At 55.3% G+C, this 12,942-nt stretch carries 11 protein-coding genes and 1 pseudogene; 7 read left to right on the forward strand and 5 right to left on the reverse strand.

All coding sequences use genetic code 11. The features are described from left to right. On the forward strand, window positions 1-213 hold a 213-nt coding region (locus tag BFD71_RS35650; protein ID WP_176732986.1), incomplete at its 5' end, for an ATP-binding protein. Window positions 214-297: 84 nt separating this feature from the next. On the opposite strand, the pseudogene BFD71_RS42475 reads toward BFD71_RS35650, so the two are convergent. After that, window positions 298-645, reverse strand: a pseudogene (locus BFD71_RS42475) (hypothetical protein); the annotation flags it as partial. Window positions 646-1,007: 362 nt separating this feature from the next. Between BFD71_RS42475 and BFD71_RS35660 the strand changes: the two are divergent. Then, the gene (locus BFD71_RS35660) at window positions 1,008-1,301 is read left to right on the forward strand and encodes a hypothetical protein (protein ID WP_069268912.1); all 294 of its coding nucleotides are present in this window, start codon (window positions 1,008-1,010) and stop codon (window positions 1,299-1,301) included. Window positions 1,302-1,561: 260 nt separating this feature from the next. On the opposite strand, the gene BFD71_RS35665 is transcribed toward BFD71_RS35660, so the two are convergent. Next, window positions 1,562-2,557 (reverse strand): GlxA family transcriptional regulator, encoded by a 996-nt coding sequence (locus BFD71_RS35665; protein ID WP_069268948.1) that lies wholly within the window; start codon window positions 2,555-2,557, stop codon window positions 1,562-1,564. A gap of 360 nt (window positions 2,558-2,917) precedes the next feature. On the opposite strand from BFD71_RS35665, the gene BFD71_RS39825 reads away from it, so the two are divergent. Beyond that, entirely contained in the window at window positions 2,918-3,466 is a 549-nt protein-coding gene (locus BFD71_RS39825; protein WP_083245658.1) for a dTDP-4-dehydrorhamnose 3,5-epimerase family protein, read from the forward strand. 132 nt (window positions 3,467-3,598) lie between these two features. After that, window positions 3,599-3,940, forward strand: coding sequence for a hypothetical protein (locus BFD71_RS41015; protein WP_141710911.1), 342 nt, complete (start codon window positions 3,599-3,601; stop codon window positions 3,938-3,940). A gap of 1,345 nt (window positions 3,941-5,285) precedes the next feature. Here the strand turns inward: BFD71_RS41015 and BFD71_RS35670 are convergent. Together BFD71_RS35670 and BFD71_RS35675 are read right to left on the reverse strand one after the other, a co-directional pair. Continuing rightward, window positions 5,286-6,164 carry a helix-turn-helix domain-containing protein gene (locus BFD71_RS35670; protein WP_256095062.1) on the reverse strand — a complete coding sequence of 293 codons (879 nt, stop codon included), beginning with the start codon at window positions 6,162-6,164 and terminating at the stop codon, window positions 5,286-5,288. 754 nt (window positions 6,165-6,918) lie between these two features. After that, window positions 6,919-7,317, reverse strand: a complete 399-nt coding sequence (locus BFD71_RS35675) for a response regulator (RefSeq protein ID WP_069268914.1) — start codon at window positions 7,315-7,317, stop codon at window positions 6,919-6,921. 929 nt (window positions 7,318-8,246) lie between these two features. Here BFD71_RS35675 and BFD71_RS41705 point away from each other — a divergent pair. Continuing rightward, window positions 8,247-8,417, forward strand: coding sequence for a hypothetical protein (locus tag BFD71_RS41705; protein ID WP_176733004.1), 171 nt, complete (start codon window positions 8,247-8,249; stop codon window positions 8,415-8,417). Between the two features lie 723 nt (window positions 8,418-9,140). Further along, window positions 9,141-9,890: a helix-turn-helix domain-containing protein gene (locus BFD71_RS35680; protein WP_176733005.1), complete on the forward strand. Its 750-nt coding sequence runs from the start codon at window positions 9,141-9,143 to the stop codon at window positions 9,888-9,890. 153 nt (window positions 9,891-10,043) lie between these two features. Here the strand turns inward: BFD71_RS35680 and BFD71_RS35685 are convergent, their stop codons facing one another. Continuing rightward, entirely contained in the window at window positions 10,044-11,048 is a 1,005-nt protein-coding gene (locus BFD71_RS35685; RefSeq protein ID WP_083245660.1) for a GlxA family transcriptional regulator, read from the reverse strand. Between the two features lie 471 nt (window positions 11,049-11,519). Here BFD71_RS35685 and BFD71_RS35690 point away from each other — a divergent pair, with 471 nt between their 5' ends. Next, complete coding sequence (locus tag BFD71_RS35690) at window positions 11,520-12,686, forward strand: porin (protein ID WP_069268916.1); 1,167 nt, start codon at window positions 11,520-11,522, stop codon at window positions 12,684-12,686. Window positions 12,687-12,942 lie beyond the last annotated feature (256 nt).

Here is a 12,942-nt window from a genome sequence, read left to right on the forward strand (position 1 = left end):
CGAGCGGCTTCGATCGTCACGTCAAATTTAGATCTGAGCGAATGGGGCGACGCGTTTCCCGACAACCGCATCCTGGGCGCCGCGACGCTGGACCGGCTACGCCACGGCGCCTATCGCGTCGTGATCGAGGGCGAGAGCTTCCGCAAGCCCAAACCGATGCCGGCGAGCAGTGAAAACGCGGTTGCCAAATCGGGCAAAAAACGGCATTCTTGAAGCCGTTCGAATCTGCGCTTTACCCCCGTTTCTGCTGGCTCCATTACGCCGCCCATCCCCGGCTCGATTACGCCGCCCCGTGACAGGCGTGAGATTCGTCAACGATGCGCGCAAGCCGTAATACTCTCTCGCGAACCTGTAGACCAGATACGGAGCCGCTGACCCAAGTATCGCGCCAGCGATCGCTCTCACAGGGTCATGCGGGAACCAGTAAAGAAAATCCGTTAACAGACCAGCAAGCAGCAAGCCAAGGAAACCGTCGGCACCAACCAGTAGCGTGCTCAAAAGCCGTATGCCGGAAGGAAGGAATATCCAGTTGATGCCCCGTACAAACGACGTATGCGCAAACACCTCCTGATTGATCCAGAGTGACGCCACAAACGCTATCAGGGTTGCCGCGATCGACCAGAAATGTATACGTAAGCTCAACATTACGATGAACTCCCTTTCCCTTCGGACTATGACTGGCCAATCATAGCGCCCGCGTGTGGTTCTGCGAAATGCATCTTCAACAGTCTATGCGCAAACTGAAGGTTAGTGCCCGGGTCGCTATGCTGACCGCTGCGAATCTCGCGACGCGTGAAGTCATCGCAACCAGAGACAACATCAGGGGAGTTGCGCGAGAGGAGGGGCATCATCGCGGATGGCATGGTTATCATCATGCCGGTGATTACGCAGTCCGCAGGGTTCTATCATGATGGTATTCGCGGCCACAGCATGCTGCGTGTCGTTGGAGGAAACAGGTACGCCGCGTGCTGTCATGCATGCGTAATGGCTTCGAATCTGGGGCACAAATGGAAATCGATACCATAGGATGGTTCCCATTGGACGACTATGCGCCGGCCCGTGAGGGCTGGTACGAAGTCAGGCTCACGACCGGAGATACGGCATTCTCCCGCTTTATCGACGGACATTGGACGGAGCAACCCGTGGTTCCGTTCACGCACTGGCGTGGTCTGAGTGCGGATCCGGGGGACTCGGCCGACAGCGAGCACATGGACGCGCAGGCTGCCGCCGCACAGGGCGTACGAGCGGTGTGGAACGCGTTTTTCCCCGTAGTGGGGGATACGCATCCACTCAAGAAATAGCTGCTGTCACTTGCCCATGCAGCAGAGCCGTCATTTGGGCGAAATCGATGCATGGCGCACGAACAGCCTGAATTTCCAGAGAATGATCCGATCTGGGCAGAAGCAGGGTGCTCGAAGCAAGCATCCGCGCGAGGAGACGCGCGCAGGGAAAGAAGAATCCTCAAGATCTTCCTCTATGGTGCGACGAACTGATCTTACCCCCGGGGGGGGTGAAGGGGAACCTTGAGCGTCATTCGTTGTAGACGCACCTTCTACTCGCATTACGAATTGCGTCGTTCACGTTGCCGAAACTCAGAAGGTGTCAGGGAGAATCGCCGCCGGAAGATCTTTGCGAGACGATCCCCGTTTGTCCAGCCGCAACTTTTCGCGATTCTGTCGATTGAGAAATCGGTCTCTGCCAGCATGCGCGAGGTCAGATCAAGTCGTGCCTGCAGCAGGTACTCGGAAGGCGTGACGCCTATCTCCTGCTTGAAGCATCGAAGGAAATTGCGCTCGCTCATAGCCGAGATGTTGACCGCGTCGCTTACAGATATCGGCCGATTGCAGTTCTCCTTAAGCCAGCGAGCGGATGCACGGACCTTCTCAATTGCAGTGTCAGCTCGCGCGTCAGCTATTAGAGGGGTAAGCGTTGCAAAACCATTTCCAGAGAGCTTGCGTGAGATGTCTCTCACTGCTTCCGGACCGAGATCCCATCCGATAAGCGCAAGAGCCGTCTTGGTCGGTTCATAGCGATTTCCCCGGCTGGTCGGAATTTTTGTGGGAGACGCATCAGAATCGAGTTGAAGCAGACCGCTGTGGTACGAGTCGGGACGGAGCTGCATCATGTCGATCAGATCCGCCGCCTTTCCAATTCCGGAAACGATTTTCGTTGCCGGAATGGTGACCCGAAGCCATTGTCGAACACGCTCGTCGCGCGTCACTTCGATCAAGTCGCTGCCGTCCGCGATAAATAGTGCATCAAAGCCCACACTTTTCGTCGTGTCGCATTCCTGTGTCCACACGTTGACAGAGGACGAGCACTCAACATCGCCACCCTGTGCGGAATATAGCTTGACGTCATAGAGTAATCCGCCATTGCATTGTTGCTTCGCGATTTCATTGGCGAGCTGAAAGATCTCAGGAACGACTCCGATCGAGAGTAGGGAAAAGCCTCTGTAGAGCAGCACGCCGATGCTTCTCGTGGCTCCGGATTTCGGCCCTCTCGCGCCAGAAACGACATTTCCCCTCTCAGCACCCCCGGCACCGATGTCGCCCATCTTCATCCCTCTACTGTTATCAGGTGCTTGAAATTGATATAACCTGTGACGATGACTTAATTTTCATCGCGATGCATCATACATGGGCTATTAAATTCGACGGATGCTTGGCCGATCAGACCAATATATTGGCGGTTTAAACCACATGCATTGCAACGGGTGCTATCTCGCTGGAATATCTACTGTCTGCACAACAGTGTGCCATGCGATGTGCATGACGAAACTGCATAGTTTTGGCGGAAACGGATAACGTATTGGCTGGTATGAATCACGTGCCTCGGTGGATTTCATGGCATAGTCAGAGAAGAATCGGAAAAGTTGGAATCGTAGAAGACCATCAGGAACACACAGAGAAAAAGGATGTCCTTTCGCCTTGGGAATACTGGCCTTCGTGACGTTAAAGTATTCGAGCCCCAGATTGAAGCCCGATCAACAGGCGCGTTCTTTAGAAGCTTTGATCAGGACTGGTTCAATGCGAACGTCTCCTACGGGTATCTTTTCACTCATGATGAGCAGGCTGTTTGCCCCCATAATGCGTTGATCGGACTGACCTACCAGGTTCAAAATCCGCGCGGCGTTGTTTTGAGAGTGCTCTCCGGCGAAATATACGCCGTGGCTCTCGATCTGCGTCGGACGTCAGTTGCTTTTGGGCGATGGACGGGCGAGTCCCTGTCAGCATCAAACTGTCGCCAGCTCTGGATACCGCCAGGATTCGCGCATGGGTACATCGTTCGATCAGACGTCGCGGAGGTGCTTTCAAAGGCATCCTCGGCGCGTCTGCCTGATTCGGAGCGCACGATTTGCTGGGATGACGCAGATCTCAACATCGATTGGCGTATTGCGGGATTGCCTGTCACAGACAGGAGGCAGCGCAATTGTGTTGACTTTAATGTTGCGGAGTACTTTTAGCACAATGAGTCCGCAGCGCGTGACGACCGATCGGTACAAAGGCGTGTTTAAGCTGCCAATTCCTGGACGGTGCGTTCCCGTTGGAAAGCGATCGTTAAGCGATCACTCATCCATGACTACAAGCTCTACGATATGAGCCATTCAATCGATATCGCGAAAATAGCCAACCATGACTCGCGATCGGGTGCAGGCGCGTGTCCTGAAGTCGCACGCGACGCGCAGTTCGATAAATTCAGCGCTGTAGAGGTCTCTTGCGCGGCACTCTTTGAGCGTTGGTGTACGGAGCGTAATGTGATTCCACTTGCGTATCTGATGCACGTATGGCCGATCGCTAGACCAACAGACCTGGAGATTCGACAGGTCGGCGACTCGATGGCGGAACTCTTGCGCGGACACGCAAACGTTCTCGACGTCGAGGACAAGATGCTGATTAATATTACACTCTTGTCGGTTCAAGCTGTGTTAGATATTTAACGTCGGTCAGGTATTAGAGGCACGCATGGCAGGAGGCTTTGACTAGGCGCTATCACGCGTCTCTGGGCGGCATACCATACCAAATCTCGGACCCGATTGAAGCGTGTACGTAAGAAATGATGTTTGATCAACCCCTTTCCCCGAAAGTTGCTCGATACCGGGGAGACCGAACGCAATGGAAATTTCAGGAAAAAACTCTTCCTTCAGCTTCCGTATTCCCGAAAATGAATTCGACGATTCAGTCTATGTGGCTCACTATTCGAGAGATCTCTACGTCTTGCTCTCTCGCATGGACTCGGAAGCGATGGTAGTCGCCTTCGAGATACCGAGAGTCAAACTGGCGAGGAGTCGTCGGTTGTCAAGTGAAGCACTTGTGAGAACCGCGATCGGACAGGGAATTAGGGATGGGGTGTTTGAGTCGGCCGGTAGCTCATGGCGGGAGTTCGACCTGGACTCGCCAACATGGACTGGTGATCTCCTGGCAAGCGACCTTCCATAGCCGTCACGGCACTTCTAGGCGAACGCGCCGTGCTGTATGGAATCACATCATTTGACTGCTCGGAGCACGCATCGCGTAGCACGGACCGCTGCTCAGCGCATGCAAGGGAGCGAGAGACGCTCCTTCGGAGAGCGGCTTGTTCACGTGGACGTCCGCTCCGCATTCCAGACCTGAGTTAATTACACCGCACGCGGTCTGAGCCGAAGTGAGCAAGACGATAGGCCCGACGAATTCGCGTCGGGCGAGATATCGCAGTGTTTCATATCGTCTGCGGTCCGGTTCACTCCAATCAAGCAGGAAGAGGTCAATTGAAACGTCTTCAAGCAAGCGTCGCAGCCCTTCATCACTCCTCGTCCCGAAACATAGGTGCCCCACGGAAGAAAGTATTTGAAGGGTATGGTCAAGTTCGCCAATGTCTGGCTCGAGGATTGCAATTATCTTGGCAGACGTTGATAGCCGGTGCGACTTTGTGGATAGTCGAAAGAGGGCATCTGGGTGGGGCCCGCTGTACCGGCATAGTGCAGGATTGATCAGTCGCACCGGACCCATGGCGCCCAGGCAGCTTTCACCCGCAAGCACACGGAAACGCTCCGTCAGGCGCCCCCAATGGGACTCACAAAACGAGGGTCCCGATTTCAACCACAACGCATAAGATAAGCGAAAATCCTCGAAACCGGTACGTCAATCTCTACCTGATTTCCGCCACTCTCCTGGCATTCGCGAGTGTCTTCATTTCCGCAAACGACGGGGGAATCTCCCGTTTCGCGTTGCACGGCACAGACCGGCGCCGAACCGGCATTTATGCTGGCGGGCCCCATCTGCCGCAGGATTCCGGCAAAAGGGATGCTACCCAACCGTATGACCGCGTCTGGTCCGATACTCCGTCGGTGTCGTGGAGAGATGTTTGCGGAACAGTTTCGCGAGCCGTCCGCCAGTGCCAAGCCCGCATCGTCGCGCAATCTTGTCGACGGGTAGGTCGGTATCGACCAGCAAGCGACAACTCATATTGATCCGCATGTGGAGCAGGTAGTCCGAGGGAGTGATGCCCATTTCGATCTTGAAGCGACGCAAAAAGTTGCGTTCGCTCATTGCGGCGACCTGTGCCGCGTCTTCTATCGTCACCTGGCGATCACCATTGGCTTCCAACCAATGTACGGATGCCTGGATGCGCAGGCTCACCCGGCCTGAGACATTCGTGCGGATCGCCGCGGTAGGACCGGTCCGCGGGTGACGCGGCATGACCTGGCTTGCCACCTCGCGTGCAAGATCGCTTCCGAGGTCCAGTTCGATCAGCAAGAGTGCCTCTCGCAGGAGGGCAGTGTTCGTGTCCGGGAACTCGTTTTCGATAAGGCAGTCCCGAGCGTTTGTTCGCATCGCGCAATCTAACGCGCTGCCAGCCCACTCGATTCCTGCCGCTTCTAGCAGCGCTCGGCCTTCCCCGATCGGAACGACAGCCTCGCAGCGCGAGCATTCAAGGCGCAGCCAACGTAACACGCGCTCATCGCGCAGCACGTGTCGCAGTGCAACTCCGCCAGCAATGAACAGCGTGTGAAATTTTCCGGCATGATGCCGATCCTCAACCCTGTCCGTCCAGACAGACACGGAGGATGAACTTTCGACACGCCCGCCGGTAATGGATAGCAGGGAAACATCGTATTCGGCATGTCCATTGCCGGCATAGTTCGCGTGTGCCAGCGCATTGGCTGACTGAAACAACTCAAGCACGGACGCCAGTCCGGAAAGCGAAAAGCCGCTACAGAGGAATGCTCCAATCTTCCTGGCTGTGCCCGGTTCGGGCGAGGCACAAAACTCCACGACGCGACTTCGTTGACCGCCACCTCCGCACTCCATCAGTACCCCGCTTTTCAATGGTCGTATTGGCTTACGTTGAGTCGAATACCCAAGCCAATGGAAAAAGAAGAAGAATCACCACACGTTCGTGAAGTGTCTGGCGGCATTCGCCGCATGCTGAACGCACTGCGCAGATTCAGAAATTATTTATGTATCTATTTTGAACTGAGATCGGATCATAAGCAATAAATATGCTATTCGCCACTATTGCTCGATATCTTTCGGGAAATGTGGACCACCCAACAGTCAAGGTGTTGAAATACCTTATTGCGAGTGAAGCGCGAAAAGTATCCAGAATCGCAAATATCGCGGCAACTCATTCCGGCCGCATGCGAGTGCGCTCGCTGTGGTCATCTGTTACCGGCACGACCACTTACACTTGCCGATGCGGTGGCAAGGCAGTTACAGGCTCTCTGGCATAGCGCTGAAAGCCACCTGTATGAGCTCATCAAGGGAAGTGTCCACCCGGGGGCGAAGCCACGCACACGCTCGGCACGTCCGTGAGCGCATGACGGGCTTCGGGCAGACTACGGAAGATCAGCAACGCTGGCTGGGCAAACGGGAACGGCCTTACATCATCGTTGAGGGGGCGGGTGTCTCTGCGGGAGCGCGTTCCTACCATCGGCGCTCACATGACGTGAGTGCCTGCGGCGAAAACCGATGGGAAGCTGTCGTTGCTCAAGGTGTGCAGGCACGTGAGTGAGTCCACGCCGCGTACCGGTTTTTCGAGCACTAGGCTTGCACCACACTGCATGCCGGAGTTGATCACGGAATCAGGAGTATGCGGTGCAACGCACAACACGACGGGTACACCGGGCGCGCACTGCGAGAGGTGGGTAAGCGTCTCGTAGCGCACACCGTCGGGATCCGTCCAGTCGATAAGAAACAGATCGACCGACACATCGTCAAGCACCCGCCGCACGCCGTCATCGCTCCCCACTCCGAAACACAAATGCCCGGAGGCAGAAAGCATTTCGAGGGTTCTGTCTAACTCTTCGACATCGGATTCAAGGATTGCGATTTTCATAGGTCATTGGCACCCACAGGTGAAACGTAAGGCGGTGTTTCATCAACCGCCACACGGACCCGCTTGATGATGCCCTTCCGGAAGGACCGCGCGCAATTGAATACCAGGGAGTCTACGCGATCTCGACCGTAAAAAGTGTCAGAATTAATAATTCCTGGGAATTGTCCTGGGGCACTCCCGAAAACCCTAAATTTTTATCTCCGGATGCCGATAGCACACCGATGCCCGTTTGTCGTAACAAGCAGGGTTCGCTATTTCTCATAATCTGGGAATGTCCGGCACCGAGCATCGCGGACAATCGAGCACGCGGGAACCTATTGCCCCTGCACCGATATTCCATGGGGCGCTCCTCTCCGTATTGAAGAAGACTCATCTCAGGTTTGCCGCGTTGTTGGAGAGGGGCGGTTTATCTGATGTCGCATCGGCATCCTTACGAATGTGGGCTGCCGGCTGCTGCTTCGCCGATTGTTCAATCTCGCGCGGCGTCAGCCGCTCGCCTCGAGTTGGGCGCGTTGACAGAGGCCGTCATTCGGTGGCATTGCAAGGCAAAGTGCGGCCGGATTGGATCGGGTAGCACAGAAAGGACCGCATGCGCTGCGGCTTGCTCCGCAACTGCCGTTCGCGCCCGAGCATGGGTTGTGGACTGATTTCGTTCCGATTACACGCGCTCGAAGCATTAACGAGCACTTGCTCCACGCCGGAACACTCCGGACTTTTCGCCTTCGCTGCCCGGATAACTGCGAAAACCTTCCGTGGCGCTCCTGCGCAGCGTTGGATTCGAATGCTGACGTCCGCTGCAGGAAGCTTTGACACAGCCTTCTCGCGGCGCTCTTGCCGCAGCATGTCCAGCCTCACTGCCATTTCGTCCGCGGCGCCACCACACGTGCTGCTCGCCGTGCAGCGCCACGAACGCCTCTTCCAGGCGCTGCATGCTGCCTTGGCTCGCGCCGGGCAACCCCGGCGCACTGCGCGATGCCGGCACTGAGTTTCGTGTGCCAGCGGCGGGCCGTATCGCAGGCCATGGCTACCTCGCGCTCAAGCCGCAGTTGCTTGATGTCGCGCAAACCGACTTGAGCCAACGATACAAGTGCACCGCGTAGTCGATGATTCGTCTCTGGGGACACGTGGCCGTGATAGCGCGCCCTGTCTTTCTTATTCCCGCCAGCCCCGGACAATGTGATAAAGCCACGATCGCTGGCCGCACATTAATTTGGAAATATGCTAATAGCATATCGCGGACTGCCTGGCTAAAAGGATAGCAGCATTGCATAAAATGCAGAAAGCATGTGTGTGACGATCGAAATTAAATGGAAGGGCATCAGTTAGCATTCGACAGGTAAAAAATACTGAAAATCTCCTCAAGGCCAACGCGAAGTAATCGCTAACACACTGTATTTAAATGCTTTTGCGTGATCTCGAAAACTTTGGCTTTCTTGTCGATTAGTTCTAGTCCGACAAGACGTGTAACTATTTCGCCACCGATGGCGGGAAATGACTGTAAGTTAGGTACGATAGTGCCTTCGAGGAATTCGGCTAAATGAAAGCCGAAAATAGGTCTAATATCGGGGTGTGCGATGGTGAATTTCGTTAGTCACAGTATTGCTCGCGGTGGCCACTCAGGCGAAGTTCCAGTTCCGGGGTTGAGAAAGAGGATAATTTTTCTTCTCTTCTCAGGATTCCGCCTCTCCGAGGTTGCGACGGTCCTTGAGGTATTCCATGCAGCCAATCGCAACTCCTTATCCCACGATGCGAGGAGCGTCCATCCGCTCTACGACGTTCATCTAACGTCCCTCGAGGGCGGGCGACTCGAGAGCTCATCGGCGGTGTCTGTCTGGACCGAAAGTCTCGAACAAACGGATGAGGGTGATCCAATTGATGCCCTGTTCATCGCCGGACCCGGAAACAGTGCGCTGTCCGGCAACGAGACGACGTTGGAACGCATCCGGATTGTCAGCAGCCAGGCCGCCAACCTGATCCCCATGTCAGACTCGAAGGTGCTGCTGACAATCGCCGGGGTTTCAGCTCAGTCGGGCCTGTGGGCCGCCGGCAGAAACGCCGACGACGGTATCGCGCGCAGGCCCGCTCACGCCTATATCGAGCCATTCAACGGGCCAGTCCAGCGTGCGCTACAACTCATCAGGCAAGACCTTGGGGCGACTATTCCGAGGGCGATTACCGATATCACGGTGCCCGGTCGTCAAGAAATCGGATTGATGTCAGCAGCGCGTGAGCGCGCGTCAAACAGTGCGAGCGAACGCATACTCGAGTCTGCCCGATGGATCGAAGAAAACGGCGAAAGATCAGTCTCGATTGCAGAGGTCGCGCAAATCGCAGCGATGAGCGAGCGCAACTTTCTGCGCCGGTTCAAGATCGAAATCGGCATAACCCCTTCCGAGTACCTCATGTACTCCAGATTGGAGCTCTGCTGCCAGCTGCTGGTCGAAACCGACTTGCCGGTTGAAAAGATTGCCCGCCGCTGCGGATTGAGTGGTGGTGGCTCTCTCTCAAAGCTTTTCCGAAAGCACTTTTCACTGACGCCAACTGAATACCGAGAGAAAAAGAAACTGGCGTGACGCAGCGACTCGCTTTGCGGGCGGTGTTGGTATGCGTCGCTTTTTTTGACGGTTCGCTGCAGCTTGTTGAATTTCCGGCTCGTCTCCGAGACCGATGCGCGCCGGGAGTCCGGTGAGGATTTTCGCACAGGAAAAGGTGCGGTCGATCGTCGTTCAACCTCCTGATCGCTTCCGGTCATGCTCCATATCCGAATGCTCCACACGGTACTCGGTTGGCGTGAGTTGAAGATGTTCGCGAAAGAGTTTCGATAGTCTGCCCCCGCCGTTTATCCCGCTGCGTCGCGCAATCTTTTCGACCGGAAGACGGGTCTGCGCAAGAAGCCGACATGCCATGTCGAGGCGGACTTTCAGTAGATACTCCGAAGGCTTCATTCCCACCTCCTGCTTAAACCGCCGCAGGAAATTACGACTGCTCATAGCGGCGATTTGCGCTACCTCGTCCAGCGAGATATCCCGATTGCCATTCGCACAGATCCAATGTGCTGCATCCTGAATCGGTTGACTGAGTGTCGCTGCGATGCCGCGTCGGATGTCATCCGTCAAACCCGGGCTGAACGGTGGATCTATGGACTTCGCAATTTGCGTGGCAATAACATCGCCGTGTTCGCCTTTGATGACCGCGAGCGCAGCCGAAATCGCACCGTCGGCGGAAATCACCTGAGTCTGGCGATTCTTGCAGGGATGACTGTTCAGGCTTGCAAGCGCGATATCGTGTGTCAATCTTCCCATCTGTGCGAGGGCAACGCTGCTCTCGCCAATCGCGACGAGCAGATCGCAGTTCTCCTGCACGCGATGCAACCACCTCGAAAATTGATTGTCTCGCAGTAAGTCGCGGATTCCACTACCACCGGAAAGCATAATCGCGCGGAACGAGTCCGCGGCAACGAGGCTCTCAACGCTATCCGTCCAGACACATACCGAAGACGAACTGGTTATCCTGCCGCCCGCCGAAGAGAGGAGTCGTACGTCGTACCGGACAGCGTGTGTCTCATGCCTCATCATGGCCGCGTTCAAGGCACGGAAAGCTTCGACAATGATAGCCATATCGGCCAGTGCAAATCGATCGCATAAGACAAGACCGATTTGCCTTTGCTCCCCACCTTGGTATTTGCCCGGCTGCAACGTCCCGGAATTCCCGATCAAAGGCCCCATCTTCATCCCATTTTATTGAAAATCTTTATGACCGATCCGACCTTCGGCCTCACGACCGGATCATCCTACTTAGCGAAAATTATCGAAACCCGACTGTGGCGAGATCAGTCGAAGTTTTGTCTGTTTTCGACAATTCAATCGCTATCGTCCCGTGGTCTAACATACCGACCGATAGCTTCGACTATAACTGCGCGAGTCGAACGTGCAAGTGGATGGAGCGATGCGGTCGTCGAGCGATATCCGACGTTTCAATCAGGAAAATGGCGGAATTGAAGAACGTTTTGGCGATGTGGGAGAAGTATTGCCGATGATATAGTCGCCCAGCATACGGAGACTATAAACTGGCCGGCTGTCCGACCTTTTCCTCTCCATAGACTGGATCGAGCCGGGAACGTATCGGAAGAGCCCTTCTGCCAAACCCAGAGTCATTCCAGGTGGACTGATTTCTATAGAGTCGTACATTCATAGGGTTGCAAGATGAAATACAAGATCGCTGCCGTAGCAGTTCTATCTGCTAATTTGACGACGGCAGCCCAGGCGCAAAGCAGCGTCACCCTGTATGGCCTGATCGACGCCGGCTTCACATATGTACGGGGCGGCGCCAATACGTGGCAGGTGAAGAGTGGAACGGTCAATGGCAGTCGCTGGGGGTTGCGTGGTTCGGAGGATCTTGGCGGTGGCCTGAAAGCAATCTTCACTCTGGAGAACGGCTTTAGTATCGCGAATGGTACTGCCGGGCAATCCGGGCGCATGTTCGGAAGACAAGCGTTTGTCGGTCTCGCGAGTGATCAGTATGGGGCAGTGACGATTGGCCGGCAGTACGATAGCGTGGTTGACTACCTCGCGCCTCTCTCAATCACAGGTAGCCAATACGGCGGCACGATCGCCGCGCATCCATTCGATAACGACAATCTGAACAACTCAGTCAGATTCAATAATACGGTCAAATACATCAGCCTCAACTACGCAGGATTCAAATTTGGCGCTACCTATTCATTCTCGAACAGCACGCAGTTCGCGAACAATCGGGCCTATAGCTTTGGCGCGTCCTACGCGTGGAGTGGCCTTACCGTCGCCGCCGGCTACCTCCAGTTAAACAACGATATTACCTCGACCGTGTTCGGGAATAGCGGGCCGAGTTCCAGCGCAAGCGGCGCACAGACCGGTGAGTGGACCTTCCTTGCTGGTCGGCAACGTACCTTCGGTGGTGGGTTGAGCTACGCATTTGGTCCGGTTGTCGCCGGCGTGGTCTACACGCAAACCAACCTGTCAGATGCGCTCGGCGGCGGAATCTCCTCGGGCCAATCCGGTGCGTCCGGCGGCATAGCTTTCCGGGCTAATAGTGCGCGCTTCCAGAATTTTGAAGGTAACGTGCGTTACGCGTTGTCGCCCGCTATTAGCTTCGCCGGGGCGTACACCTATACGCGTACTGACCTTGGCGGTGGCGTGAATCCGATCTACAACACCGTATCGGCGCAGGCAGACTATGCGCTGTCCAAACGCACCGATGTTTATCTGCAAGGAAACCTCCAGCACGTCAGCCGGAATTCCGGCCACGTGTCGGCTTATCTGAACGGACTGAGCGCGGACTCGAACACACAGAAGCAAGGCGCGGTCACGATCGGCATGCGCCATCGGTTCTAGACCTCGCAGTTTCTTCGAAAGATCAAGGCGCCTCCTGGCGCCTTTTTTATGTCACTCTGCTTCTCACCTGTCCGTCGTCGTTCTTTTGGCCTAAGTGATTTGCTACCGGAAATGAGAAATCGCGTCTTTGGATGAAAAGATAACGTAGTATCACGAACCAAATTTCGACGAATAGAATATATGCTGATATCGCAGATCAAGATTTACAGATGCGCATCAGACGGCCAATTCATTGGCGGGTTCAGACAGGGTTATT

The sequence above is a fragment of the Paraburkholderia nodosa genome, from assembly GCF_001718195.1.
Classification (GTDB): domain Bacteria; phylum Pseudomonadota; class Gammaproteobacteria; order Burkholderiales; family Burkholderiaceae; genus Paraburkholderia; species Paraburkholderia nodosa_A.

What these genes read in the sequence shown, in the direction of transcription:
- BFD71_RS35675 (WP_069268914.1), bottom strand. Translation starts at nt 7,317, where the DNA reads ATGAAAATCGCAATCCTTGAATCCGATGTCGAAGAGTTAGACAGAACC.
- BFD71_RS41015 (WP_141710911.1), top strand. Translation starts at nt 3,599, where the DNA reads ATGAGCCATTCAATCGATATCGCGAAAATAGCCAACCATGACTCGCGA.
- BFD71_RS41705 (WP_176733004.1), top strand. Translation starts at nt 8,247, where the DNA reads ATGCTGCCTTGGCTCGCGCCGGGCAACCCCGGCGCACTGCGCGATGCC.
- BFD71_RS35665 (WP_069268948.1), bottom strand. Translation starts at nt 2,557, where the DNA reads ATGGGCGACATCGGTGCCGGGGGTGCTGAGAGGGGAAATGTCGTTTCT.
- BFD71_RS35685 (WP_083245660.1), bottom strand. Translation starts at nt 11,048, where the DNA reads ATGAAGATGGGGCCTTTGATCGGGAATTCCGGGACGTTGCAGCCGGGC.
- BFD71_RS35660 (WP_069268912.1), top strand. Translation starts at nt 1,008, where the DNA reads ATGGAAATCGATACCATAGGATGGTTCCCATTGGACGACTATGCGCCG.
- BFD71_RS35690 (WP_069268916.1), top strand. Translation starts at nt 11,520, where the DNA reads ATGAAATACAAGATCGCTGCCGTAGCAGTTCTATCTGCTAATTTGACG.
- BFD71_RS39825 (WP_083245658.1), top strand. Translation starts at nt 2,918, where the DNA reads ATGTCCTTTCGCCTTGGGAATACTGGCCTTCGTGACGTTAAAGTATTC.